This is a genomic window from Luteimonas sp. 8-5 (assembly GCF_029763755.1).
Classification (GTDB): Bacteria; Pseudomonadota; Gammaproteobacteria; order Xanthomonadales; family Xanthomonadaceae; genus Cognatiluteimonas.
On the sequence record NZ_JARUVM010000047.1, the window covers coordinates 1 to 24819 of the forward strand.

Genomic DNA, 24819 nt, shown 5'->3' on the forward strand with positions numbered 1-24819 from the left:
GCCGCCGGGGCGGCACCGTCGGTCACGCGGCGGCGCGCGAAGCGATGGCGCGGGCGAACGACATGGTGTTGCCGTTGCCGCCGAGGTCGGGCGTGAGCGAATCCTTCGCCTCGAGCGTGGCCTCGATGGCGTCGCGCAGCCTGGTGGCCTTGTCGCCCATGCCCAGGTGGTCGAGCATCTGCGCCGCGCCCAGCAGCAGCGCGCAGGGATTGGCCTTGCCCTGCCCTGCGATGTCCGGTGCGGAGCCGTGCACGGCTTCGAAGATCGCCGCGTCGGTACCGATGTTGGCGCCCGGCGCCAGGCCGAGGCCGCCGACCAGGCCCGCGCACAGGTCGGAGATGATGTCGCCGAACAGGTTGGTGGTCACGATCACGTCGAACTGCTCGGGGCGCATCACCAGCTGCATGCAGGTGTTGTCCACGATCATCTCGTTGGTCTCGATCTCCGGGTACTGCGCGGCGACTTCGCGGGCGACGTTGAGGAACAGGCCCGAGGTCGACTTCAGGATGTTGGCCTTGTGCACGATCGTCACCTTCCTGCGGCCGGTGCGGCGCGCCATGTCGTAGGCGTAGCGGACGATGCGCTCGGAACCGCGACGGGTGGTCTTGGTGATCGACGTGGCGGTGTCGCCGTCGGCGGACAGTTCCTGGCCTTCGGCGCTGTAGGCGCCTTCGGTGTTCTCTCGCACGGTGATGAGGTCGACGCCGGAGGCGTAGCGCGACTTCGTGTTCGGATGCGACCTGGCCGGACGCACGTTGGCGTACAGGTCGAAACGCTTGCGCAGTTCGACGTTGATCGACGAGAAGCCGCCGCCGACCGGCGTGGTGAGCGGGCTCTTCAGGGCGACGCGATTGCGGCGGATCGAATCCATGGTCGCCGCCGGCAGCAGTTCGCCGGTCTTCTCCAGCGCCACCAGGCCGGCGTCGGCGAACTCGTAGGCCAGGCCGACGTCCATCGCGTCGAGCACGTGCAGGGCGGCTTCCATGATCTCCGGGCCGATGCCATCGCCACGGATGACCGTGATTGTCTGGGTCATTTGCAGGTTCCGAACTGGTGCGCGACGCCGCAGGGGGCGCCGCGCGAGGGGGGAGTCAGCCGGCAATTATGCCAGACGCCCCGGTACGGAGCCTTCAGCCGTGGTCGTGCGCGCCCGGCCCTGCCGCCTCTCCCGCCTCGAGGCGATCGAGGAAGTCGACGGCCCGGCGCAGGTGCGGGATCACGATCGATCCGCCGACCACCAGCCCGACCGAAAACGCTTCGAACATTTCGTCGCGGTTCAGCCCCGCATCCTTGCACTGGGCCACGTGGTAGCTGATGCAGTCGTCGCAGCGCAGCACCAGGGAGGCGACCAGGCCGAGCAGTTCCTTGGTCTTCACGTCCAGCGCGCCAGCCTGGTAGGCCTGGGTGTCCAGGGCGAAGAACCGGCGCACGACCTGGTTGGGCTCGGCCAGGATGCGTTCGTTCATGCGCTGGCGGAAGGCGGTGAACTCCGCGACCCGGCTGTCGCCGGAACGCCCGTTGCCGGAACCCTCGCCGGCGCTCACTGGCCCGCGTCCAGCAAGGCTTCCAGCTTCCCGGCGCGATGCAGGGCCATCAGGTCGTCGTAGCCGCCCACGTGGGCATCGCCGATGAAGATCTGCGGCACGGTGGTCCGCCTGGCGCGGGCGACCATCCGCTCGCGCTCGGCCGGATCCAGGTCGATCCTGACCTCGTCCCAGGTCAATCCGCGGCTCTTGAGGAAGTTCTTCGCCGCCACGCAGTAGCCGCAGGTCGCCGAGGTGTAGAGGGTGATCGGCGGGACGCCGGAAGGGGAAGAAGCGTGGGCAACCATGGCGGATGATCCTGAAACTCGGGCGGCTTTGGAATGTCCAATATGGGACCGGCCGCCGGGCTTTTCCAGCCCGCCCCATCACGATTCGCTATCCTCGGACCGCATGCGCACAGCCACTTCCGTCTTCCTGCTCAGCCTTGCCCTGGGTGCCGTCGCCGCGACCGGCGGCGTGGCCGCGCAGGAAAGCCGGCTGCCCGACATCGGTTCCTCGGCCGGCAGCATCCTGTCGCCCGCGCAGCAGGCCGAGTACGGCGCGATGACCCTGAGCCAGCTGCGCAACTACGGCTACACCCTGGAAGATCCCCTGATGGGCGCCTGGCTGCAGTCGATGGGCCAGCGCCTGGGCGCGTCCAGCGACAAGCCGACCCAGTCGTTCACCTTCTTCATGATGGGCGACCGCCAGATCAACGCCTTCGCCACGCTGGGCGGCTACATCGGCGTCAACGCGGGCCTGGTGCTCGCCGCCGACAGCGAGGACGAGGTGGCGGCGGTGGTCGCGCACGAAATCGCGCATGTCACCCAGGAGCACGTGCTGCGCGGGGTCGAGCAGGCCCAGCGCGACAGCGTGCCGATCCTGCTGGCGATGCTCGGCGCGATCGCCATCGCGCAGAGCGCCGGCGGCAGTTCCAGCGACGACGCGACCATGGCCGCGCTGATGTCGGCGCAGGGCCTGATGGCGCAACGCCAGATCGACTACACGCGCAGCAACGAAGCCGAAGCCGACCGCGTCGGCATCCGCACCCTGTCGCGCGGCGGCTACGACCCGGAGGCGATGGCCGGCTTCTTCGAGCAGTTGCAGTCGGTGGTGCGCACCAGCGACAGCCGCGAGAGCATGCCCGACTACCTGCGCACCCACCCGGTCACCACCACCCGCATCAGCGAGGCCCGCGACCGTGCACGGCAGCTTGCCGAGGCGGCTCGTCCCTTCGTGCCGGCCAGCCGCGCCAGCGACAACCCGATGCTGCCGGCGTCGCTGCGCATCGCGACCACGACCAGCCATGGCCCGGGCGGCGATTTCCCGTGGGCGCGCGAGCGCCTGCGCGTGCTCAGCGCGAACTCGCCGGCGCAGGCGGTGCGCGAATACGAACAACTGTCCAGGCACAAGCCGCTGGACGATGCGCAGCGCTACGGCCTGGCGCTGGCGCACTACCAGGACGGCGATCCGCGGCGCGCCGCCCGCGAACTGGAGGCATTGCTCGGAGCGCATCCAGGCCAGTACTGGCTTGAACTGGCGCTCGCCCAGGCGGAAGCGCGCGCGGGCGACACCGAAGCCGCGGACGCCCGCTTCGAGGCGCTGGTGGCGCGCATGCCCAACAACCGGGCGGTGGCGCTGACCTATGCGGCAACGCTCAACGAGCGCAACACCCGGGCCGCCGGGCAGCGCGCGCAGGCACTGCTGCGGCCCCTGCTGGCCAGCGCCGGCGACGACCCGCTGTTCCAGCGCACCTTCGCCCGCACCAGCGAGATCGCCGGGGATCCGGTCAGGGCCGGCGAGGCCTACGCCGAAGCCGCGTTCCTCAACGGCCGTGCGGAGCAGGCCCTGGTCCAGCTCAACACGCTGAGGAAGCGCGACGACCTGGACTACTACGCCCGCGCCCGGATCGATGCGCGGATCGCGGCGATCACGCCGGTGGTGCTGGAACTGCGCCGCCAGGGCATCCGCGACCCCGACCTCGACCGCCGGTAGGCAAACGCCTCGCGCACGAAGGTCTCTCGCGCGCTTACGCTGGAAAGGCGGTCCGCTTGGGCAAGGCCATTCCACGGCGCCCCGCACGTGAGCGGGCGGTTCTGTTGCTGCTGCCGCTACGCGGAGTGTCACCCGGGTGTCACAAATCTGTCGTCTAATGGCGTGCATGCAGAAGCGCATCCTTATCGTGGACGATGAACCGGCGATCCGCGACATGGTCGCGTTCGCATTGCGCAAGGGCGATTTCGAGCCGGTGCATGCCGGCGACGCCCGGGAAGCGCAGGCCGCGATCGCCGACCGGGTGCCGGACCTGATCCTGCTGGACTGGATGCTGCCGGGCACCAGCGGCCTGGAACTGGCCAGGCGCTGGCGCAGGGATGCGCTGACCCGCGAGGTGCCGATCATCATGCTGACCGCGCGCGGCGAGGAGAACGATCGCGTCGGCGGTTTCGAGGCCGGCGTCGACGACTACGTGGTCAAGCCGTTCTCCGCGCGCGAACTGCTCGCGCGCATCCGTGCGGTGATGCGGCGGGCAAGCGAGGACGACGAGGACGGCAGCATCGGCGCCGGCGACCTGCGCATCGACGGCGCTGCGCACCGCGTGTTCGCCCGCGGCCCCGACGGCATCGAAGTCCCCGTCGCCGTCGGCCCCACCGAGTACCGGCTGCTGCATTTCTTCATGACCCACCCCGACCGCGTCTACAGTCGCGCGCAGTTGCTCGACCACGTCTGGGGCGGCAGCGTCTATGTCGAGGAACGTACCGTCGACGTGCACATCCGGCGATTGCGCAAGACGTTGGAACCGACCGGACTGGACACCATGGTCCAGACCGTACGCGGCGCGGGCTACCGCTTTTCCGCCGCACGATGATGCGACAATCGGGCGATGCCGACGGAATCCCGCCCCGCCTGGTCCAGGACGTACGCACCCACCGCGTTGCCGCTGGCCGCGGCGCTGGTCGTGGGTATGCTCGTCGGGTACCCGTGGCAGGCATTGGCGCTGGCCTCGCTGGCCGCCGTCGCATGGCTGGCCCGACAACGCCAGCACCTGCTGGCCGAGCGTGAGCGCGAACGGCGCGAGTCGCGCGCGCGCAAGCGCCGGCTGGTCACCATGCTGCGCGCGTACCGCGCCCTCGCCGATGCCTTGCCAGACGCAGTGATCGTCGCCGAGCGCGACAGCCAGCGCATCGCCTGGTTCAATCCCGCGGCGCGCAGGCTGCTGGGCCTGCACTACCCGGCCGACCTCGACGCCCCCCTGGGCGAGCGCCTGCAGCCGTTGCCGATCGCGAGCTGGCTGGCGGCAGGACGCATGGCCGAACCCCTGGCCGACATCGCCTCGCCGGTGGATCCGGCGGTGCGCCTGAGCCTGCGCCTGGTGCCCTACTCCGAGGACCTGTGGCTGCTGATCGTGCGCGACGTCACCCGCCTGAGCCGGCTGGAGAAGGTGCGCCGCGATTTCGTCGCCAACGTGTCGCACGAACTGCGCACCCCGCTCACGGTGGTCCATGGCTACCTCGAGATGCTGGATCCGGCCGACCAACCCGAATGGGCGCCGATGCTTGCCGAGATGCAGCGCCAGTCCGGGCGCATGACCCAGCTGGTCGAGGACCTGCTGACGCTGTCGCGGCTGGAATCACGCGAGGCCCTGGACGAGGAACAGGTGCCGATGGCGTCCATGCTGTCGACCCTGCGGCGCGAAGCCGAGGCGCTCAGCCAAGGCCGGCATCCGGTCGCCGTGGTCGACGATTCCGGCGTGGACCTCTGGGGCTCCACCCGCGAACTGCACAGCGCGTTCTCCAACCTGGTCAGCAACGCGGTGCGCTACACGCCCGCGGGCGGCAACATCGAACTGCGCCTGGCGCGCAGCGAAGACGGTGGCGCGGTGCTCTCGGTGCGCGACACCGGTTACGGCATTCCCCCGACGCACCTGCCCCGCCTGACCGAGCGCTTCTACCGCGTTTCCGCCAGCCGCTCGCGCGAGAGCGGCGGCACCGGCCTGGGCCTGGCCATCGTCAAGCACGTGCTGGGCCTGCACCAGGCGCACCTGCGGATCGACAGCGAGGTCGGCCAGGGCAGCGTGTTCTCCTGCGTGTTCGGGCCCGAACGCGTGCGCAGCCGCGAAGGACAGCCATGAACATGCGTACCCGCCAGCGCGCCCCGGTGCACGATCCGCTGCTCGACCCGGCGCTGTACGCCAACCGCGAACTGTCGCAACTGGACTTCAACTTCCGGGTGCTGGCGCAGGCGCAGGATCCGTCGGTGCCGCTGCTCGAGCGCCTGCGCTTCCTGTGCATCTCCTGCACCAACCTGGACGAGTTCTTCGAGATCCGCGCGGCCACCGTGCGCCATGCGCTGGATTTCGACCTGCCGCTGGCACCCGATGCGCTGCCGCCGCAGGTGGTGCTGAAGCGCATCCACGAACGCGCGGCGGAACTGGTCGAAGGCCAGTACGCGTGCTGGAACGATGTGCTGCGGCCGGCTTTGGCGGAAGCGGGCGTGCGGGTGCTGGCGCGCGACCACTGGAACGCGCGCCAGGCGCGCTGGCTGCGCAAGTATTTCCGCGAGGAAATCCTGCCGGTGCTGTCGCCGCTGGGGCTGGACCCGGCGCACCCGTTCCCCAAGATCCTCAACAAGTCGCTCAACATCGTGGTCGTGCTCAAGGGCAAGGATGCCTTCGGCCGCGCGGGCAACCTGGCGATCGTGCGCGCTCCGCGCTCGCTGCCGCGCATCATCCAGTTGCCACCCTCGATCTCGGGCGGCGACAACGACTTCGTGTTCCTGTCGGCGATGCTTTCGGCCTTCGTCGACGAGCTGTTCCCGGGCATGGAGGTCAAGGGTGCCTACCAGTTCCGCGTGACCCGCAACTCCGAGCTGATCGTCGACGAGGAAGAGGTCGAGAACCTCGCCCTGGCATTGCGCGACGAACTGGTCGGCCGCGGCTACCTGCGCGCCATGCGCCTGGAGATCGCGCGCAACTGCCCGAAGCCGATCGTGCGCACGTTGCTGGAGAATTTCGACCTGGCCGAGGAAGCCGTGTACCGCATCGACGGGCCGGTCAACCTCAACCGGGTGATCCAGGTCTACGACATGGTCCAGCGCCCGGAGCTGAAGTACCCGCCGTTCCAGCCGCGCAAGCTGGCCGGCAGCGACGCGATCTTCGAACGCGTACGCGAGGGCGACGTGCTCCTGCACCACCCCTACGACGCGTTCACCCCGGTGCTGGAACTGGTCAAGCAGGCCGCCGATGACCCCAACGTCCTGGCGATCAAGCAAACCCTCTATCGCACCGGCAAGGACTCGGCGATAGTCGAAGCGCTGGTCCAGGCCGCGCGCAACGGCAAGGACGTGACCGCGGTGATCGAACTGCGCGCGCGCTTCGACGAGGAAGCCAACCTCGGCTTCGCCGACCGCTTGCAGGAAGCCGGCGTGCAGGTGGTGTACGGCGTGGTCGGGTTCAAGACCCACGCCAAGATGCTGCTGGTGGTGCGCCGCGAAGGGCGCAAGCTGCGCCGCTACGTGCACCTGGGCACGGGCAATTACCATGCCGGCACCGCGCGCGCCTACACCGACCTGGGCCTGATCACCTGCAACGAGGAGATCGGCAGCGACGTCCACCAGGTCTTCCAGCAACTGTCGGGCATGGCGCCGGCCACGAAGCTCAAGCGCCTGCTGCAGTCTCCCTTCACCCTGCACGCGGGCGTGCTCAAGCGGATCGAGCGCGAGTCCGCGCATGCACGCGCCGGGCGCCCGGCGCGGATCATCGCGCGCATGAACGCCCTGAACGAGCCGCGCGTCGTGCGCGCGCTCTATGCCGCATCGCAGGCCGGCGTCTCCATCGACCTGGTGGTGCGCGGCGCCTGCGCCCTGCGCCCCGGCGTCCCGGGCGTTTCCGACAACATCCGGGTGCGTTCCATCGTGGGCCGCTTCCTGGAACACAGCCGCGCCTACTGGTTCGGCAACGACGGCAAGCCCGAACTGTTCTGTTCCAGCGCCGACTGGCTGGAACGCAACCTGCTGCGACGGGTCGAAGCCTGCTTCCCGATCCTGGATCCGGAGCTGGCCGCGCGGGTCAAGGACGAAGCGCTGGACAACTACCTGGCCGACAACCTCAACGCCTGGGTGCTGCAACCCGACGGCAGCTACGTGAAGCTGCAGCCGGATGCCGACGCCCTCCCGCACTCGGCGCAGGCCGCGCTGCTGGCAAGGATCTGCGGACGCCCATGAACGACAACACCCCGCACATGCGCCTGCGCTCCCCCGCCCTGCCGCTGCAGGACGGCGACCTGCTGGCGGCCATCGACCTGGGCTCCAACAGTTTCCACATGGTGGTCTCGCGCTACGTGCTCGGGCAGCTGCGCACCGTCGACCGGATCCGCGAAATGGTGCGCCTGGCCGAAGGCCTGGACGGCAAGGGCGGGTTGCGCGCCGACGTGCGCCAGCGCGCGCTCGAATGCCTGGCCCGCTTCGGCCAGCGCCTGCGCGACATTCCGCCGCAGCGGGTGCGTGCCGTCGCCACCAACACGGTACGCAAGCTGGCCGCGCCGCAGGGGTTCCTGGTGCCGGCCGAGACCGCGCTGGGCCATGCCATCGAGATCATCTCCGGCCGCGAGGAGGCGCGCCTGATCTACCTTGGCGTCGCCCATGCGCAGCTGCCCAGGCCCGGCCAGCTGCGCCTGGTGATCGACATCGGCGGCGGCTCCACCGAATGCATCATCGGCAGCGGACTGGACGCGATCGAGCGCGAAAGCCTGCAGCTGGGGTGCGTGGCCACCACCGCGCGCTTCTTCGGCGACGGCAAGCTGTCGCGCAAGCGCTGGGACGAGGCGCTGATCGAGGTCGCCGCCCAGTTCCAGCAGTTCGCCGGCGTGTACCGCCACCTGGGATGGCAGGAAACCATCGGCGCCTCCGGCACGATCAAGGCGGTCGGCGAGATCTGCGCGAGCATGAAGCTGACCAAGGGCGCGGTCACCGCCCAGGCCCTGCCGCACGTGCGCGATCGCCTGCTGGCCGCCCGCAGGATCGACCAGATCGACCTGCCCGGCCTGTCCGGCGAACGCCGTCCGATCATCGCCGGCGGCCTGCTGGTGCTCGAGGCCGCCTTCGCCACCCTGGAGCTGGAACGCATGGGCGTGAGCAAGGCCGCGTTGCGCGAAGGCGTGCTCCACGACATGCTCGGCCGCGGCGGCGCCGACGATCCGCGCGACGCCTCGGTGCTGGCGCTGATGCAGCGCTACGGCATCGATGCGACCCAGGCCGAGCGGGTGGCGGGCACCGCCCTGCAGCTCTTCGACCGGGTCAGCCGCGACTGGTCGCTGGATGCCGAGGACCGCCTGATGCTCGCCCGTGCGGCGCGCCTGCACGAACTCGGGCTCGCCATCGCGCACAGCCAGTACCAGGTGCACGGCGCCTACGTGCTGCAGCACTCGGACATCGCCGGCTTCTCGGTGCCGGAGCAACGCGTGCTGGCCGCGCTGGTGCGTAACCACCGGCGCAAGGTCGCCAAGTCCGCGCTCGACGTGGTTCCGGACCGGCTGCTGCCGGCGACCCGGCGCCTGACCGCGCTGCTGCGGCTGGCGGTGCTGCTGCACCGCTCGCACGATCCGGCGCCGTTGCCGGACCTGCGGCTGTTCGCCGACGGCGGCACCTTGACGCTGTCGCTGCCCGCCCAATGGATCGAGGTCCGACCGCTGCTGCAGTCGGACCTCGTGGAAGAACCTGCGGCATTCGAACCGCTGGGCATCGCCCTGCGGTTCGAGTTCCGCCAATGACCTAGTCGACCATCGCCTTGCGCGGCATCTTCTGATCGCGCATCGCCGCGTGGTAGACGACGCTGGCGACGATCGCCGCGGCCTGCTTGAGGTCCTGCGCCGAGGCGTGGTCGTAGGTGTCCAGGTTGGTGTGGTGGACGTTGGTGCCGTAGTCCAGGCGGTCCTGCACGAACTGGAAGCCCGGCAGGCCGACCCGGTCGAACGAGATGTGGTCGGTGCTGCCGGTGTTGCGCGAGACCACCACGGTGGCGCCGACGTCGGCGAACGGCGCCATCCACGCTTCGAAGATCGGCATCGCCGCCAGGTTCTCCTGGGCGTAGACGCCACGGATCTTGCCCGAGCCGTTGTCCAGGTTGAAGTACGCCGAGAACCTGTCGTACGCAGGCTTGCGCTGCAGCGTGCCGTGGTCCTCGCGCAGGAACGAAGGCAGCGCCTTCTGCGCCGGGTCGGTGGGTTCCGGGTACGAGGCGAAGGTGCGCGCCACGTAGTCGGCCGAACCGATCAGGCCCTGCTCCTCGCCGCTCCACAGGGCGATGCGGATGGTGCGGCGCGGCTTGACGCCGATCTTCTTGAGGATACGCACGGCCTCCATCATCACCGCCACGCCGGCGCCGTTGTCGGCCGCGCCGGTCCCGGTGTGCCAGGAATCCATGTGCGCGCCCAGCATCACCACTTCGCTGGCCTTGGGGCCGCTGCCCGGGATCTCGGCGATGGTGTTGTAGCCGTCGCGGTCCTCGTCGGTGGTGAAGCGCGAATCGACGTCCACCCGCAGGCGCACGGTTTCCCCGTTCTCCAGCGCGCGGATCACCTGGTTGTAGTGCTCGGCGATCATGCCCAGCTCGGGCACGCCGACCGGCTCGCCCGCCTTGCGCGAACCGCCACCGGTGGAACGGACGATGCCGTTGTCGCGGTCGCTGATGCTGAAGGAGGCGAGCACCCCTTCCTCGACCAGGAACTTGCGCACTTCCTCGGCCAGCTCGCGGCGTTCCATGTACTGCTTGATCCGCTTGTCGCGATCGGCGTCGCGGTCGGCGGGCACGGAAAACTCCTGCAGGCCTTCGAGCGTGGCCTCGTCGTGGCGATGGAAGTCGGGTTCGGTGCCGGGCTTGTATTCGCGCTCCGGGTCCAGGAACACGATCTTGCCGCGCAGCTGGCCCTTGTGCTTCTCGATGTCGGCCTTGCTCTTGAAGTCGATCGCGATCGCTTCGCCCTCGACCGGGCCGCTGGTGCCCGGGGTCCAGGCCTTGGGCAGCGCGAACAGCGGCAGCGCGCGCGGCGCCAGCAGTTCGACCTTGGCCTTGCTGAATTCCCAGCCGCGGCCGAAGTCGGCGAAGGCATCGTCATGGACGTTGGACAGGCCCCAGGCCGAGAGCTTGGTCCGGGCCCAGGCGTTGGCCTTGTCCATGTTCGGCGAGTTGGTCAGGCGCGGACCGATGTCCTCGGTCAGCTCGGCAAGGGTCTGCATGACCTGGGAATGGTGGAATGCCTCCTGGCGGATGCGGCTGACCATGTCCAGGTCGACCGGTTCGGCACGCTGTGCAGCCAGTGCAACAGCAGGTTGGGCGGCGCTGCCCACGGTGGCCAGCGCGACGGCGGCGGCCAGGAGATATTGCTTCAAGGTAGTTCCCCAAGGGTGGATCGGTGACCCGAGTCTAAGCGGCCGGCAATGGCCCCACCCCGGGCCTTTGGTCATGGTCGGCGGCCGGTAGACTGGGGCCATGAACTATCGCCACGCCTTCCATGCCGGCAACCACGCCGACGTGCTCAAGCATGTCGTGCTGCTGGCCCTGTGCGATGCCATGATGCGCAAGCCGGCGCCGGTGTTCGCCCTGGACACCCACGCCGGCCGCGGCCTGTACGCGCTGGACGCGGACCAGGCACGGCGCACCGGGGAGGCCGAAGGCGGCATCTCCCGCCTGCTGGCAGCCCCGCCAGCCGATGCCACGGTGCAGCGCTACCTTGACATGGTAGGAGCCTGCCGGTCGGCGCACGGCGCCCTGGCCTATCCGGGTTCGCCATGGCTGCTGGCGCGAGCCCTGCGCGAGGACGACCGCATCGCCGGCTGCGAGCTGCAGGACGAGGAAGCCGCCGCGCTCAAGGCCACGTTCGACGACGATCCCCGCGTGGCCGTGCACCGGCGCGACGGCTACGCGGCGATGAAGGCACTGCTCCCGCCGGTAGTCGCCGGCCGCCGGTATGCGCGCGGGCTGGTCCTGGTGGACCCGCCCTACGAGGCGCAGCTCGCCGAGTTCGACATGGCTCGCACCGCCCTGCGAGAGGGCCTGCAGCGCTGGCCGCAAGCCACGTATGCGCTGTGGTACCCGATCAAGCAGCGCCGGCAGCTGCAGCCGTTCTACCGCATGGCCGGCAACCTGCCCTCGGCGTCGACCCTGGTCGTGGAGTTGCTGGTGCGGGCCGACGATTCGCCGCTTCGGATGAACGGCAGCGGGATGCTGCTGCTCAATCCGCCGTACCAGGTGGATGCGGTGCTGGGGCCGGCGCTCAAGGCGCTGGCCAGCGCCCTCGCCGAACCCGGCGCTCCGCCTCCGCGCATCGACTGGCTCAAACGCCCCGCGTAAGCGCGGCGGCGGCCGCGGCCGCGATGTCCTGGCGCGCTTACGCTGGAAAGGCGGTCCGCTTTGGCGAATGTCCCCGGGCCGGGCCTGCGGCCCGGCCTCCTCCGTGATTTCGCCAAAGCGCACCACCGTTCCCGCGACGCCCGGAGCCCCCTCGCGGCCGCAGCATCGATCCACCCGCTTGGCTCCGCGTCGTGGAATGGGTTTGCCCAAGCCGGGCCCGTCGGAGGCATGGATGCCGAGGACGAGGCTACAGGGACGTACTCGCGCCGTGTCCCGGCTTGGGCAAGGCCATTCCGCGGCGCCCCGCACGTGAGGGAGCGTTTGCTTCGCGCGCAAGGCGCGCTCCTACGGCTATCCCGAGGGGTGTTCTTCGGCGGTGGGGACGCGGGGGAGTTCGGGTTCGAAGAAGCTCCAGCGGACCTCCGGGAACTCCTTCTTCAGGCTGCGCTCGACCGACGTGATGTTGCGCAGCATCTCCTCCGCATCGTGCTCCTCGCGCATCCGCGCCTGCACCGATACCAGCGCATCGTTGCCCAGCTGCAGGGTGATCACGCTGATCACGTGCGCGATCTCGGGGCGGCCGTCGAGGAAGGCGCGGATCTGCGACTGCCGGTACGGGTCCACGCTCTGCCCGATCAGCATCGCCTTGACCTCGATCGCCACCAGCACGGCGACCACGATCAGCAGCGCGCCGATGGCCACGGTGCCCAGCGCGTCCCAGATCGGGTTGCCGGTGACCACGCTCATCATCACCGCGACCAGGGCGAACACCAGGCCCAGCAGCGCGGCGAGGTCCTCGCCGAAGATCACCACCAGTTCGCTCTGCCGGCTCTGGCGGAACCACTGCCACAGGCTGCGGTCGCCGCGCACCTTGTTCACTTCCTGCAGGCAGGCGCGCATCGATACGCCTTCGGCAGCGATGCCGAACACCAGCACGCCGGCGGCCCACCACCACTGCCGCAGCTGTTCCGGGTGCTGCAGCTTGTGCAGGCCCTCGTACACCGAGAACATGCCGCCGACGGTGAACAGCATCACCGCGACCAGGAACGACCAGAAGTACACCGCCTTGCCGTGGCCCAGCGGGTACTCGGGCGTGGCCGGGCGCCGCGACTGGCGCATGCCCAGCAACAGCAGCAGCTGGTTGCCGCAGTCGGCCAGCGAGTGCACGGTCTCGGCCAGCATCGCGCTGGAGCCGGTGAAGAAGGCCGCCACGCCCTTGGCCACCGCGATGGCGAAGTTGGCGCCGAGCGCGAACAGGATGGCGCGTGAGGAGTCGCCGCTGGATGCCATGGTCCCTTCCGATGGGGAAAGGAGTTCAGGTTACTCCTTCTCCCCCAGGTACAGCGAGCCGACCTGCAGCGCGGTCCGGTAGGGTTCCGGGTCGTTGCGGTTGCTGAGCAGCACCACGGTGAGCCGCTGCTGCGGCCAGCGCACGATGACGTTGCGGAAGCCGATGGTCTCGCCCGAGTGCCACAAGGTGTCGCCGGTGATGCGCCAGCCGAAGCCGTAGCTCGCGTCGTAGGGCTCGCCGGTCACCTTCGACTGCGGGCTGAAGGCGAGCGCGCGCGAAGCATCCGTCAGCAGCCGGTCGTCGTACAGCGCCGCGTCCCAGCGGGCCAGGTCGTCGATGGACGAATAGATGCCGCCGTCGCCGAGCACCGCGCTGGTGGTGCTCTGGTCGGTGCGCTGCCAGGCGCCGTCGACCCGACTGTAGCCCCAGGCACGGTTCGGCACTGCGGGACCGCCCGCCACGTAGGCGATGGTGTCGTGCATGCCCAGCGGCTCGAAGATGCGCTGCTCGAGGAAGGCGGGATAGTCGAGTCCGGACGCCTTCTCCACGATCAGCGCGAGCAGCGCGTAGGCGCCGTTGCTGTAGCGATAGGCGCTGCCGGCGGGGAAGTACAGCCGATCCTGTTTCTCCAGCAGTTCGAGCACGCCGGCGTCGCGGATCTGGCCCTGCCAGTCGTCGCCCATCAGGTCCTCGTAGTCGATGAGGCCGGAAGTGTGCGAAAGCATGTGGCCCAGGGTGATGGCGTCGGCGGCCGGCGGCAGCGACGGCAGCCAACGGCGCACGGGGTCGTCGATCGACAGCTTGCCGTCCTGGGCCAGGAGCAGGACCGCTGCCGCGGTGAACTGCTTGCTGACCGAGGCGAGACGGTAGTTGGTGGCAGGGCCGGCTTCGGTGCCCGCCTCCAGGTCGGACAGGCCGTAGCCGCGGCGGACGACGGCCTCGCCGTCGCGCAGCACCAGCAATGAAGCCCCCGGACCGAGACCCTGGTAGCGCTGCATCAGGGAGTCGACGGTCATGGGCTCGATCGGAATGTCATACAGGGTTCCCGGGGTCGGTTCTGGCTTGAAGGTGTAATGCCACCACTCCAGCGGATAGTTGGCGAAGCCGTGCGCGGACATCGCCTTGCGCAGCACGTCGCGGTTGGCGCGCCGGGTGGCGTCGACCTCGTCGCTGTCGGTGTTGGCGCGGGTGCCGAAGTAGTCGAAGTCGGTGCCCATGTCGAGCGGCGTGCAGCCGGTGCCGTGATCGTCGCAGCGCAGCACGGTCAGGTCGAGGGTGGCGCCGCGGCTGTGGCCGGAGGACTCGGCGATGTAGCCGTCGAGCAGCTTCGTCTTGTCCAGTTCCGGGTAGTGCGCGGGCTTGGTGCGCTGGTCGGACAGGTCGTGCGCCCAGCGCACGAAGTGGGCGACCGCGCGCGCCGGCCGGTAACAATCGAACAGGCGCAGTCGCATGCCCTGCCCGCGCAGGTCGCGCTCGACCTTCGCCAGGGCCTGCGCCACTTGTTCCTTGAGGAAGCAGCGCGGCGCGCCGTAGCCGTCGACGGGCGCGCCGACGAAGTTGTCGTTGCCGTAGTACTTGATGTCCTGGTCGATGTCGGGCACGTAGGCACGGATGTCGACCAGGCCCGCCTCGTCCATGGTCTTTGCCGGCGAGAGCTGCGGCGTGCAGCCGCCCACGCGGGCGAACGCGAGGTCCTCGTAGTCCGAACTGAAGTCGCCGTCCGGATCGAGCTTGGCCATGTGCAGGCGGCGGCCGTCGCCTTCGCCGGAGAAGTCCAGCCAGGCGTCCATGTCGACGCCCGGGTCGTCCCAGTGCAGGAAGTGGCGGCCCTCGAGGGTCGAGACCATGCCGTGCATCTTCGGCGACTTGGCCGAGCGCCATTCCACGCCGTCGCCGACCGGGCAGATGCGCACTTCGCCGAACCAGGGATCGCGCCAGGTGCCGAGCCACTCCTTCATTTCGGCGGCCGACACCGGCTTGCGCGCCGCCGGATCGGGCAGCGCGGGCGCCGCGTCCGCGGCTTCGGCGGTGGCCGGCGCGTCCCTAGGGCCGTAGATCGCATCGGCGAAATCGTCGAAGCCGCGCTCGTCCATGGGAGCGGTGAACAGCTTGGTCAACGCCGTGCCCAGCACGGTGCGCGCGCGGCTGCCGGCGCCATTGATCATGAACACGAAACCGGACTTGCTGCCGGGCACCAGCATCATCATCGAGTACATGCCGCCCAGCGTGCCGGTATGCGACACGGTTTCCTGGCCGTCGACGTCGGCCAGGCGGAAGCCGAAGGCGTAGTCGTAGTGGGTGGTGCCGTCCATGTCGCGGCGGAATTGCGACAACGGCATCGGCGTGCGCGGCTTCCACATTTCCGCGCGCTGTTCCGGGCCCAGCCACTCGAGCTGCGCCGGGGTCGGGGCCAGCCAGTTCATGGCCCAGGCGAGCATGTCGTCGAGGCCGCAACGGATGCCGCCGGCCGCGGCGGAAGTGATCGCCGGCACGATCGCCGGATCCTGCCGCATCGGCAGGCTGCGCTCGCCATCGTGCCAGTGCGGCTGGGCGACGCTGCCGGCTTCGGCGCGACTGAACTCGCCGACCCGACAGCCTTCCAGGCCGAGCGGCTCGAAGATCTCGCGGCGCACCAGTTCCTCGTACGAGGCGCCACCGGCCGCGGCCGCGACTTCGCCGGCGACCACGTACAGCAGGTTGTCGTAGGCGTAGCCCGCGCGGAAGCCGTAGGCCGGCTTGATGTAGCGCAGGCCGTGGATGATGTCGCCGCGGGTGAACAGGTTGGGCTCCGGCCACAGCATCAGGTCGCCGCCACCCTCAGGCAGGCCGCTGTTGTGCACCAGCAGGTCGGCGACGGTCATCTCGCGCGTGGTCGCCGGGTCGTGCATCGCAAAGTCCGGCAGGTGCTTCGACACCGGGTCGTCCCAGCGCAGCTTGCCGGCCTGGACCAGCCGCGCCAGCACCGTGGCGGTCATCGCCTTGGAGTTGGAGGCGATCTTGAACAGCGTGTCCGTGGTGACCGGATCACCGCTGCCGGCGACGGTCTCGCCGAAGCCGCGCGCGTAGACGACCTTGCCGTCCTCGATCACCCCGACGGCGATGCCGGGCAGGTCGTAGCGTTCTATGGCGGCCTCGACGGTGGCGTCGAGCATCGGGTCGGCGCCCGCAGGCGTGGCGCCGTTGCCGGTGGTGGGAGCCGCGGCTGCCGCCGCTCCCATGAACAGGAACAGTGCGAGAGCGAGGCTCCTCGTCATGGCAATTACTCCGTGGCCGTGCTGTCGGCGGCAGCGACGTCGATGACCTGTTGCCAGACGCGCAGCAGGTTGCCGCCCCAGATCTTGGCGATGTCGGCGTCGCTGAAGCCGCGCTTGCGCAGCTCGGCGGTGACGTTGCCGGTCTCGGTGGCGTCCATCCAGCCGGTGACGCCGCCACCGCCGTCGAAGTCGGCGGCGATGCCGACGTGGTCGATGCCGGCGACCTTGGCGATGTGCTCGATGTGGTCGACGTACTCCTGGACGGTGGCCAGCGGGTGTTCCTGCTGGATCCTGGCCATGCCTTCGGCCATGGCCGGGAGCGAGTCGTGCTTGCTGTCGTCGTACTCGGCGTCGCCCGCCAGCGTCGCGCCTTCGGCCGGCCGCGCCGTCTCCGCGGCCGCGCGCGCCGGGTCGTGCGTGACGAATTCCTTGTAGGCCACGGCCTGGATCACGCCGCCCTTCTCGCCGATGGCGCGCAGGATGTCGTCGGGGATGTTGCGCTTGTGGTCGACCAGCGCGCGCGCCGAGGAGTGCGACGCGATGATCGGCGCCTTCGACACCTCGAGCGCGTCGCGCATGCAGTTGTCGGAGGCATGGGATACATCGACCATCATGCCCAGCGCATTGGCGCGGGCCACGGCCTGGCGGCCGAAGTCGCTCATGCCGGTATCGCCCGGGCTGCCCCATTCCGGTTCGCCGCGCTCGACGTTCGGCGCGGAGCTGGTGCACAGGTCGTTGTTGCCGGCGTGGACCAGGCCCAGGTAGCGCGCACCGCGCGCGTACGCGGCGTCGATGCGCGCCAGGTCATGGCCCAGCGAGTAGCTGTTCTCGATGCCGATCATGGCCGAGAGCAGGCCGGCGGCATGGTTGTCGCGCACCTGCTGAGGGGTGGTCGCCGCGCGGATCCGGTCGGGATACTTCTCCAGCATCATCTCGATCGCCGAGTACTTGCGTTCGGCCTGGGCCACGGCCTTCGCATAGCCTTCCGGCGTCAGCGGCCCCTGCCCCACGTAGATCACGAAGAACGCCGCGTCCAGCCCGCCGCGTTCCATCTTGCCCAGGTCGACCTGGAGCGGCGTGTCGGTGCCGACGTCGAAGCGCGGATCGCGCATGTAGTCCAGCGGGATGTCGACGTGGGTGTCGATGGTGAGGATGTCGACGGGCTCTGCGGCTGCGGCCGCGGGCGCGGCGTCGGCCGCCTGCTGGGCGGGTTCGGCGGCGCAACCGGCCAGGACGAGGGCCGACAATGCGGCGGCGAGGCAGTGCTTGCGTACGGTCATGGTCTCTCCCAGTCGGTGGCCGGTCGTTCACCGGCGATCATCTCATCGAACGATTGCCGGCGCCGGACCACGGCGTAGCGGCCGCCGTCGACCAGCACTTCGGCCGGCAGCGGGCGCGAGTTGTAGGTGGAGGCCATCGACGCGCCGTAGGCGCCGGCGCCACGGATGGCCACCAGGTCGCCGGCGTCGCAGCGCGGCAGCAAGCGGCCCAGGGCGAAGGTGTCGCCGGTCTCGCACACCGGGCCCACCACGTCATAGGCCACCGTGGGACGCCCGGCGTTGTCGCCGATGCGTTCGATGTCGTGCCAGGCGTCGTACAGGCTGGGCCGCAGCAGGTCGTTCATGGCCGCGTCCAGGACCAGGAAGTCGCGCTGCTCGCCATGCTTGGTGAGCAACACGCGGGTCAGCAGCACGCCGGCCTCCGCCACCAGGTAACGCCCCGGCTCGAGCAGGATCCGGCCCTTGAAGCCGTGCAGGGCGCTGCGCACTTCGGCCACGTAGTCGGCGGCCGGCAAGGCCTGTTCGCCCTCGCGGTAGCGCACGCCCAGGCCGCCCCCCACGTCGATGCTGGCGATGGCGTGTCCCGCGGCCTCGAGCTCGCGCCAGAACGCGGCCATGCGCTGCAGGGCTTCGCGGATCGGCGCCATGTTCAGGATCTGCGAGCCGATGTGCATGTGCAGCCCGTCCAGGCGCACGGCCGGCCGCTCGCCGGAGGTGGCGAACCACGAGCGCGCCTCGGTGATGGACACGCCGAACTTGTTCTCGGACTTGCCGGTGGAAATCTTGGCGTGGGTCAGCGCGTCCACGTCCGGGTTGATGCGTACCGAGGCGCGCGCGACCTCGCCGCGCGCGGCGGCGATCTGCTGGATGAGCTCGAGTTCGGCGCGCGATTCGACGTTGAAGCGGGCCACGCCCGCGTCCAGCGCCTGCTCGATCTCGTCGGCGCGCTTGCCGACGCCGGAGAACACGATCCGGTCCGCCGGAATGCCGGCGCGCAGGCAGCGCCGGAGCTCGCCGCCGGAAACGATGTCGGCGCCCGCACCGACATCGGCCATCAGTTGCAGGATCGCCTGGTTGCTGTTGGCCTTGACCGCGTAGCAGACCAGCGCGTCCATGCCGTGCAGTGCGGACTGCAATCCCTGCAGGCGGCCGTGGATCGCTGCGCTCGAGTAGACGTAAAGCGGCGTGCCCTCGCGCCGTGCCAGTGCCTCGAGGTCGACGCCTTCGAAATTCATTGTCTTCGCCCAAAAAAATGGCGGCCCGACCAGCGGGCCGCCGAGGGGGTATGGCTCAGTAGTTGTAGGTCACGACGAGCTGCATGTACCGCGGCGACTGCCACACGGTACCTTCGCCGAAGTACGGCATCTTGTTGCCCGGCGTGCTCTCGTAGCGCGAGTGGACGTTGATGACGGTCTGGTTGTTGAACAGGTTGAAGACGGAGAAGCGCGCCTTCAGGTCCACGCCCTCGACCGGCAGCGTCCAGGTCACGTTGGCACCGACGTTGTAGACCCACGGCATGCGGCCGAACGCGCCACGCTCGCTGTAGACGAGCTCACGGGTGGTGTAGTCGCCGCAACCCGACACGCACAGCCAGCCGGAACCGCCGCCGCTGAACTCGCCGGGGCCGCCGGCGCTGCGGTTGTCGTTGGGCCAGCGCACGCCGAACGCGGTGATCGGGCCGCCCGAGCGCGCCGAAGCCGTGGCGCCGAAGGTCCACATCTCGTTGAGCTTGTAGCTGCCGCGGAACTTGAACTGGTGGCGCGAGTCGTTGAACAGGACGCCATAGCGTTCATTGACGGCCGGGTGGTCGTAGAACTGCACCAGGTTGGTGTCGTTGTAACCGGTATCGGAGTTCACCGGTCCTTCGATATTGCCTTCCGAGTACGACAGCAGGTAGCTGGCGTTGAACGCCCACTTGTCGTCCCACGCACGGTCGAGCTGGAACTCGAGGGCCTTGTAGGTGCGCTTGGGACGCTTGTAACCCATGATGGCGCCACTACCGGTGGCCTGGTAGCCGTCCTCGGAGCTGTCGAAGGTCACCCATTCCTCGGTGGTCGGGCACCACAGGGTGTTGGTCTCGCCCGGGTTGATGATCGGCCAGTCGCCCGAGTACCACGGGCAGCCTTCGACGTGGTTGATGCGCACGTCCTCGACCGCGCGGTTGACTTCACGATAGGTGGCGTTCACGCCCCACGACCAGGCCTGGTCGATCGCCTGCTGGAAGCCGAGGATGAACTCGTCCTGGTAGACCTGCTTCAGGTCGCGGGCCACCGCGGTCCGCATGTCGGTCGGCGCCGGCACGTTGCCGGTGGTGTTCACCGGACCGATCTGCGCGCCGATGTTCGGCGCCAGGTAGGTGTTGCCGGTAACCGGATCGATCTGCTCGGTCCAGCCGTTGAACACGTAGTAGGTGTGCTCGTCGGTGGTGCCGCCGCCGAAGTAGTCGGTCAGCTTGTTGGTGATCGGAATGTAGTAGCGGCCGGCGTTACCGAACAGCTTGGTGGTGCCGTCGCCCCGCATATCCCAACTGAAGCCGAAGCGCGGCGCGATCATGTCGCCGAAATCGGACTTGGCGAAGGTCGCGCCCGAAGCCAGCTTGTTGTGGAACTTGTCGGCGCGCACGCCAAGGTTCAGCAACAGGTTCGGGGTGATCTGCCAGTTGTCCTCGAGATAGATCGCCTGGGCTTCGGTCGAGACCGGGGCACCGGTGATATAGCGCCGCGCGTCGACATAGGCGGTGACGCCGAGGGGAATGTCCGCGTCGTTGGGCAGCTCGCGATCCGGTTCGTCGGCCTCGATGCCCTTGATGGTGTAGCTCACGCCGTCGCCCGGGTAGATCCTGAGGCTGTCGGAGTCCATCACTTCCTGGTCCGCACCGAAGCGCAGCAGGTGGTCGCCGAGCGTCCACTCGAAGTCCAGGCGGGCCGACTCGCGCGTGTCGACGCGGCTGCTCACGCTGCTGTTGGTCGGGTGGCAGCCCTCGGGCTGGGTCGCCGGGCCGAACAGGCGGGTGTATTCGCTGTCGCGGCTGACGATGCTGCAGCCCGCGTCCCAGGGACTGCCGCCGGTCGCGCTGCGCTCGTTCTCGCCATACATCGCCTTGGCGGTGAAGTTGTCGCCGAAGTGGCCGGTGTAGGTGACCGACCAGTTGTCGCCACCGGAACCCGAGGTGCTCTCGCCGGTCTTCTCGCCCAGCGCCGCGCTCTCCCAGTCGTACAGGTAGCTTCCGGTCTCGGAGTCGGCCTTGTCGGAGAACGCCAGGAACTCCAGCAGGTGGTTGTCGTTGATCTGCCAGTCGATCTTGCCGCCCCAGAAGTCGTTGTTGCTCTCGGTGATCCAGGCTTCGGTCTCGTCGATGTCCTTCGGGTTGCTGTCGCGGACCTCGTACATGGCGAAGAAGAACAGCTTGTCCCTGATCAGGGGACCGGACGCCCACACGTTGGCCTTGTAGAACGACCCGCCGTCGCGGCTGGTGAGGTTGCGTTCGTCGACGGTGCCGTCGGAATGGAAATGATCCTTCTTGTCGGCCACCCATGCGCGCGGCTCGAGGGTGACCTGGGCGCCCGCATGGAACTCGTTGCCGCCGGAGCGGGTCACGGCGTTGATCACGCCGCCGGTGCTGCGGCCGAACTCGGCCGAGTAGCCGCCGGTCTTGACCTGGAACTCTTCGTAGAACGCGAACGGCACCGACGAGAAGCCCTGCCGGCGGTACGGGTCGGTCACGTTAAGGCCATTGATGTAGGCCACGTTTTCCGCCACGGACGAACCGCCGAAGCTGAGGCCGCCGAAGGTGGCGCCGGAAGACACCACGCCCGGAGCCAGCAACGCCACGGAACCCAGGCTCTGGTCCACGGGCAGTCGCGCCAGCTCCTCCCGGGTCACGTTGGTGGCCGACTCGGTGGAGTAGACGTCGACGCGGTTGATCACCTGGGAGCCGACGACCTCGATCGCTTCCAGGTTCACCAAGCCACCGCTGCTGTCCAGGTTGACCGACGTGGTGCCACCCAGGGAAACGGCCACGGAAATGGGCGAACCCACGGTCTGGCCGTCCCGCGTGACCTGCAGGGTGTAGTCGCCAACCGGCAGCTGTGCGACGCGGTAGCTGCCGTCGGCGTTCACGGTGACCGACCGCGACAGGCCCGTCGCGCTGTTGACCAGCGTGACCTGCGTGCCGGCATCGGCACGGCCTGCCACCGCACCCGTAGCGCTTTGCGCGAACGCCGGCGCGAGGGCCATCGACGACAGGCAGACGCCCATCGCCATGCAAAGTACTGACTTGCGCAAGTTGCGGGTGCTGCTCATATCCTCTCCCCGGTGCTCATGGTTGTTGTGGCGTGGCTACGAAGTCGTAGTCCCACTGGTCGAAGTACAGGTTGCCTCCGCGCCATTCGGCTTCCCCGCGCTGCAGGTCCACCGTCTCGGAGCGGAAATGGGTCTTGGCCGGCTCGAACGGCCGGCTGTAGTCGTCGTTGAAGGCGATGCGCCAGGCATCCAGGCCGCCCAGGTAAAAGCCGGCGACCGCGGGATCCGCGTCGTCGAGGCGGCCGAAAGTGACGTCCATCGGCATCCAGCCGTAGGGCGCGATGTAGAGCTGGCCCCAGTCGTGCAGGTTCCAGTAACCATTCGGGGCGAACATCATCCCCGACTGCCAGCGCGCCGGGATTCCATTGAGTCGCAGCAGCGCGACGAGCAGCAGCGTCTGCTGGCCGCAGTCGGCATGGCCGGCATGCAGCGCGTAGTCGCTGATGTTGGTGATGGTGGAGTACTCGCGGGCGCCGGCCCACGGAATGCGGTCGACCGCGGCGAACAGCTTCTGCGCGACCTTCCACGGGTTCTTCTCGTCGCCCACTACCTGGCGCGAGAACTCGCGCAGGTCGTCGGTGAACACCACGTGCGGCGCTCGCTCGGCCACGAACGGCGCGAGTTCGGCGGTGGTCTCGGCGGGCACCACCTTGTCGGCGTCGACCTCGACGCGGCGTGGGTGGATGGTCAGTTCGTAGGTGACCTGGAACGCGGTCTTCTCGCCGGCCACGGCCGGCTTCTCGAAATAGATGGTCCGCTGCAACGCGGACTCGGGTGCCAGCACATGTTCGGCCGGCTCGCTGGCGACGAAGACGATGTCTTCCTGCTGGCCGGGGATCGCGCGCGGATACGGGATCCAGGCGCGCACGGTTTCGCCGGCGGGTACCGCATCGGCGTCCACGGACAGGGATTGCACGATGCGCACGCGGTTGGGCGTGGCAGTGCCGGCCACCACCGCTCGGTGGTGCGGATGCACCGACTCCAGCGGGCTCTGCACGAAGGGCCTGGGATCGGCCCGTCGCGCGCGCGCCTCGGCGCTGATGCGGAACAGGTTGGATGCGGTGCGATCGAAGTAGAAGCGCTGGCCGTCGATGTCCATGCGCTCGAACAGGCCTTGCGCGTCCCAGCGCGCGAACTCCTCTTCGGTCAGGTCCGGGATCTGCCGGCGCACGCGCTCGCGCACGTCGTCGACGTCGTGGTCGAAGTCCATGCGGATGCGGCGCATGCGCTCGCGCTGGTATTCCAGTTCGCGGGCCTGCGCCGGCGCGGCGGTGGCCAGTGCCGAAGCGATCGCCGCTTCGGCCGCGGCGAAGTCGCCTGCGTCCACCCGGGCGATGACCGATTGCAGGATGTCGTTGTTCGCATCGGACGCCGCGGCAATCGCGACCGCCACGCCACCGGTCAGCAACAACAGCAATGCTGCAACGCGCAAAGACTTGCGTCGCATTGCAACCTGGTTGCGAACAGTGTGGACGATCAGATGTTGCACCCCGCGCGTCTCCCCCGCTTCGGCGATTCCATGCCTGTGTAACATGCGTCCGAGGACTGGTCAATAATTTATTCTTAGCGTATAAGTTTTACGAATCAGCTATTCCGCACTGCACAAAATTCGGCGGCGACGTGCGCTGTAAAATGATGTTGCGGTGCGACATAAAGGGGATTGAATGATCCAGACGGTGTGGCCCTACCTGGCAGTAATGCTGCTGGCGGCGGGCATCTTCCCGGCACTCGAACGGCGCACCGGATGGAAGTTCTTTTCCGTATTCCCGCCGATCGTCCTGGTGTACCTGTCGATCACCGCGCTGGCGGTGATCGGCCTGTGGCAGGTGACGCCGGAGATCAAGACCGCGCAGGGCACGCTGATCCGGCAGCTGGTACCGGCGCTGATCTTCCTGTTGATGATCAACTGCGACCTGCGCGCGATCTTCGCGCTGGGGCCGCGGGTGCTCGCGGTGTTCTTCTGCACCACCCTCAGCCTGTTCGCGGGCTTCGTGCTGACCTACCTGGCCATCCGGCACTGGTTGCCGGCGGATGGCTGGCAGCCGCTGGCCGCGGTCAGCGGGAGCTGGATGGGCGGCACCGCGAACCTGGTCGCGGTCAAGCAGTCGATCGGCATGTCCGATGATGCGCTGGCACTGGCGCTTCTCACCGATGCGGTGTGCTACTCGATGTGGGTGGCGCTGCTGTTCTCGGTGGCCAGGCTGGCGCCCGCGTTCAACCGCTGGACGCGCGCGCGCTCGAGCGCCGACACGATCGTGGCGTCCGTGCGCACCACCGGCCCGGTGACCGGCGACGCGGTATTGCTGTGGCTGGCCATGGCGATCGGCGCGACCGTGGTGTCCGCGACGCTGGCGACGCTGCTGCCCACATCCGGCATGATCAGCGCCACCACCTGGACGATCATGATCGCCACCGTCATCGGCCTGGTGATCGCGCACACGCCACTGGCGCGCTTTCCCGGCGCCAGCCAGATCTCCAGCGCGCTGCTTATCTTCGTGGTCGCGGTGATGGCCTCGCAGAGCAACTTCAGCGGCATTTCCACCGCCCCGCTCTACCTGCTGGCCGGGGCCAGCATCCTGGCCATCCACGCCGTGCTGATGCTGGCGATGGCAAGACTGTTCCACTTCGACATGTACCTGTGCGGAATTTCCTCGCTCGCGCACGTCGGCGGCGTGGCCGCGTGCCCGGTGCTGGCCGCGACGTACTCCGCGTCGCTGGTGCCGGTGGCGGTGCTGCTGGCCCTGCTTGGCTATATCCTTGGTACCGGCTTCGGCCTGTTGATGGCCACGGTGCTGTCCTCCCTCGCTCCCGTGCCCGTCTTTTGAGG

17 protein-coding genes and 1 pseudogene are annotated in these 24819 nt (G+C 68.8%); 7 read left to right on the forward strand and 11 right to left on the reverse strand.

Going from position 1 to position 24819, the window contains the following annotated elements; all coding sequences use genetic code 11:
* Positions 1-22: 22 nt before the first annotated feature.
* From QAA18_RS06720 to grxC, 3 genes are all read right to left on the reverse strand, one after another.
* Positions 23-1036 (reverse strand): isocitrate dehydrogenase, encoded by a 1014-nt coding sequence (locus QAA18_RS06720; protein WP_279412078.1) that lies wholly within the window; start codon positions 1034-1036, stop codon positions 23-25.
* A 94-nt stretch (positions 1037-1130) separates the two neighbouring features.
* On the reverse strand, positions 1131-1466 hold the full coding sequence (locus QAA18_RS06725; protein ID WP_279412111.1) for a carboxymuconolactone decarboxylase family protein: 336 nt from the start codon (positions 1464-1466) through the stop codon (positions 1131-1133).
* A 74-nt stretch (positions 1467-1540) separates the two neighbouring features.
* Positions 1541-1831 carry a glutaredoxin 3 gene (grxC, locus tag QAA18_RS06730; protein WP_279412079.1) on the reverse strand — a complete coding sequence of 97 codons (291 nt, stop codon included), beginning with the start codon at positions 1829-1831 and terminating at the stop codon, positions 1541-1543.
* Positions 1832-1934: 103 nt separating this feature from the next.
* On the opposite strand from grxC, the gene QAA18_RS06735 reads away from it, so the two are divergent.
* The 5 genes from QAA18_RS06735 (at position 1935) to QAA18_RS06755 (ending at position 9286) form a co-directional block, all read left to right on the forward strand.
* Positions 1935-3518 (forward strand): M48 family metalloprotease, encoded by a 1584-nt coding sequence (locus QAA18_RS06735; protein ID WP_279412080.1) that lies wholly within the window; start codon positions 1935-1937, stop codon positions 3516-3518.
* Positions 3519-3684: 166 nt separating this feature from the next.
* The gene (gene phoB, locus QAA18_RS06740; RefSeq protein ID WP_279412081.1) at positions 3685-4389 is read left to right on the forward strand and encodes a phosphate regulon transcriptional regulator PhoB; all 705 of its coding nucleotides are present in this window, start codon (positions 3685-3687) and stop codon (positions 4387-4389) included.
* Positions 4390-4404: 15 nt separating this feature from the next.
* Complete coding sequence (gene phoR, locus QAA18_RS06745; RefSeq protein ID WP_279412082.1) at positions 4405-5652, forward strand: phosphate regulon sensor histidine kinase PhoR; 1248 nt, start codon at positions 4405-4407, stop codon at positions 5650-5652.
* Complete coding sequence (ppk1, locus tag QAA18_RS06750; RefSeq protein WP_279412083.1) at positions 5649-7742, forward strand: polyphosphate kinase 1; 2094 nt, start codon at positions 5649-5651, stop codon at positions 7740-7742. The genes phoR and ppk1 overlap by 4 nt, the downstream gene beginning before the upstream one ends.
* A gap of 23 nt (positions 7743-7765) precedes the next feature.
* Positions 7766-9286 carry a Ppx/GppA phosphatase family protein gene (locus QAA18_RS06755; protein ID WP_279412113.1) on the forward strand — a complete coding sequence of 507 codons (1521 nt, stop codon included), beginning with the start codon at positions 7766-7768 and terminating at the stop codon, positions 9284-9286.
* A gap of 1 nt (position 9287) precedes the next feature.
* Here QAA18_RS06755 and QAA18_RS06760 read toward each other — a convergent pair whose 3' ends face one another.
* Positions 9288-10904, reverse strand: coding sequence for a M20/M25/M40 family metallo-hydrolase (locus QAA18_RS06760; RefSeq protein ID WP_279412084.1), 1617 nt, complete (start codon positions 10902-10904; stop codon positions 9288-9290).
* 100 nt (positions 10905-11004) lie between these two features.
* On the opposite strand from QAA18_RS06760, the gene rlmJ reads away from it, so the two are divergent.
* Positions 11005-11865: a 23S rRNA (adenine(2030)-N(6))-methyltransferase RlmJ gene (gene rlmJ, locus QAA18_RS06765; protein WP_279412085.1), complete on the forward strand. Its 861-nt coding sequence runs from the start codon at positions 11005-11007 to the stop codon at positions 11863-11865.
* A 351-nt stretch (positions 11866-12216) separates the two neighbouring features.
* Here rlmJ and QAA18_RS06770 read toward each other — a convergent pair whose 3' ends face one another.
* The 7 genes and pseudogenes from QAA18_RS06770 to QAA18_RS06795 form a co-directional block, all read right to left on the reverse strand.
* Positions 12217-13155, reverse strand: coding sequence for a cation diffusion facilitator family transporter (locus QAA18_RS06770; RefSeq protein ID WP_279412086.1), 939 nt, complete (start codon positions 13153-13155; stop codon positions 12217-12219).
* Positions 13156-13185: 30 nt separating this feature from the next.
* Positions 13186-14172: a serine hydrolase domain-containing protein gene (locus tag QAA18_RS12910; RefSeq protein ID WP_343226745.1), complete on the reverse strand. Its 987-nt coding sequence runs from the start codon at positions 14170-14172 to the stop codon at positions 13186-13188.
* A 42-nt stretch (positions 14173-14214) separates the two neighbouring features.
* Positions 14215-16410: pseudogene (locus QAA18_RS06775) on the reverse strand (serine hydrolase); the annotation flags it as partial.
* A 5-nt stretch (positions 16411-16415) separates the two neighbouring features.
* Positions 16416-17690: a dipeptidase gene (locus tag QAA18_RS06780; protein WP_279412089.1), complete on the reverse strand. Its 1275-nt coding sequence runs from the start codon at positions 17688-17690 to the stop codon at positions 16416-16418.
* On the reverse strand, positions 17687-18925 hold the full coding sequence (gene lysA / locus QAA18_RS06785) for a diaminopimelate decarboxylase (RefSeq protein ID WP_279412090.1): 1239 nt from the start codon (positions 18923-18925) through the stop codon (positions 17687-17689). The genes QAA18_RS06780 and lysA overlap by 4 nt, the downstream gene beginning before the upstream one ends.
* Before the next feature lie 55 nt (positions 18926-18980).
* Entirely contained in the window at positions 18981-21953 is a 2973-nt protein-coding gene (locus tag QAA18_RS06790; RefSeq protein WP_279412091.1) for a TonB-dependent receptor, read from the reverse strand.
* Positions 21954-22008: 55 nt separating this feature from the next.
* The gene (locus QAA18_RS06795) at positions 22009-23439 is read right to left on the reverse strand and encodes a transglutaminase domain-containing protein (RefSeq protein ID WP_279412092.1); all 1431 of its coding nucleotides are present in this window, start codon (positions 23437-23439) and stop codon (positions 22009-22011) included.
* Positions 23440-23656: 217 nt separating this feature from the next.
* Here QAA18_RS06795 and QAA18_RS06800 point away from each other — a divergent pair, with 217 nt between their 5' ends.
* Entirely contained in the window at positions 23657-24817 is a 1161-nt protein-coding gene (locus tag QAA18_RS06800) for a DUF819 family protein (protein ID WP_279412093.1), read from the forward strand.
* Positions 24818-24819: the final 2 nt, after the last annotated feature.

Excerpts from the sequence above, each read along its gene's own strand:
- QAA18_RS06720 (WP_279412078.1), bottom strand. The coding sequence starts at position 1,036 with ATGACCCAGACAATCACGGTCATCCGTGGCGATGGCATCGGCCCGGAG.
- QAA18_RS06725 (WP_279412111.1), bottom strand. The coding sequence starts at position 1,466 with ATGAACGAACGCATCCTGGCCGAGCCCAACCAGGTCGTGCGCCGGTTC.
- grxC (WP_279412079.1), bottom strand. The coding sequence starts at position 1,831 with ATGGTTGCCCACGCTTCTTCCCCTTCCGGCGTCCCGCCGATCACCCTC.
- QAA18_RS06735 (WP_279412080.1), top strand. The coding sequence starts at position 1,935 with ATGCGCACAGCCACTTCCGTCTTCCTGCTCAGCCTTGCCCTGGGTGCC.
- phoB (WP_279412081.1), top strand. The coding sequence starts at position 3,685 with ATGCAGAAGCGCATCCTTATCGTGGACGATGAACCGGCGATCCGCGAC.
- phoR (WP_279412082.1), top strand. The coding sequence starts at position 4,405 with ATGCCGACGGAATCCCGCCCCGCCTGGTCCAGGACGTACGCACCCACC.
- ppk1 (WP_279412083.1), top strand. The coding sequence starts at position 5,649 with ATGAACATGCGTACCCGCCAGCGCGCCCCGGTGCACGATCCGCTGCTC.
- rlmJ (WP_279412085.1), top strand. The coding sequence starts at position 11,005 with ATGAACTATCGCCACGCCTTCCATGCCGGCAACCACGCCGACGTGCTC.
- QAA18_RS06770 (WP_279412086.1), bottom strand. The coding sequence starts at position 13,155 with ATGGCATCCAGCGGCGACTCCTCACGCGCCATCCTGTTCGCGCTCGGC.
- QAA18_RS12910 (WP_343226745.1), bottom strand. The coding sequence starts at position 14,172 with ATGACCGTCGACTCCCTGATGCAGCGCTACCAGGGTCTCGGTCCGGGG.
- QAA18_RS06780 (WP_279412089.1), bottom strand. The coding sequence starts at position 17,690 with ATGACCGTACGCAAGCACTGCCTCGCCGCCGCATTGTCGGCCCTCGTC.
- lysA (WP_279412090.1), bottom strand. The coding sequence starts at position 18,925 with ATGAATTTCGAAGGCGTCGACCTCGAGGCACTGGCACGGCGCGAGGGC.
- QAA18_RS06790 (WP_279412091.1), bottom strand. The coding sequence starts at position 21,953 with ATGGCGATGGGCGTCTGCCTGTCGTCGATGGCCCTCGCGCCGGCGTTC.
- QAA18_RS06795 (WP_279412092.1), bottom strand. The coding sequence starts at position 23,439 with ATGCGACGCAAGTCTTTGCGCGTTGCAGCATTGCTGTTGTTGCTGACC.
- QAA18_RS06800 (WP_279412093.1), top strand. The coding sequence starts at position 23,657 with ATGATCCAGACGGTGTGGCCCTACCTGGCAGTAATGCTGCTGGCGGCG.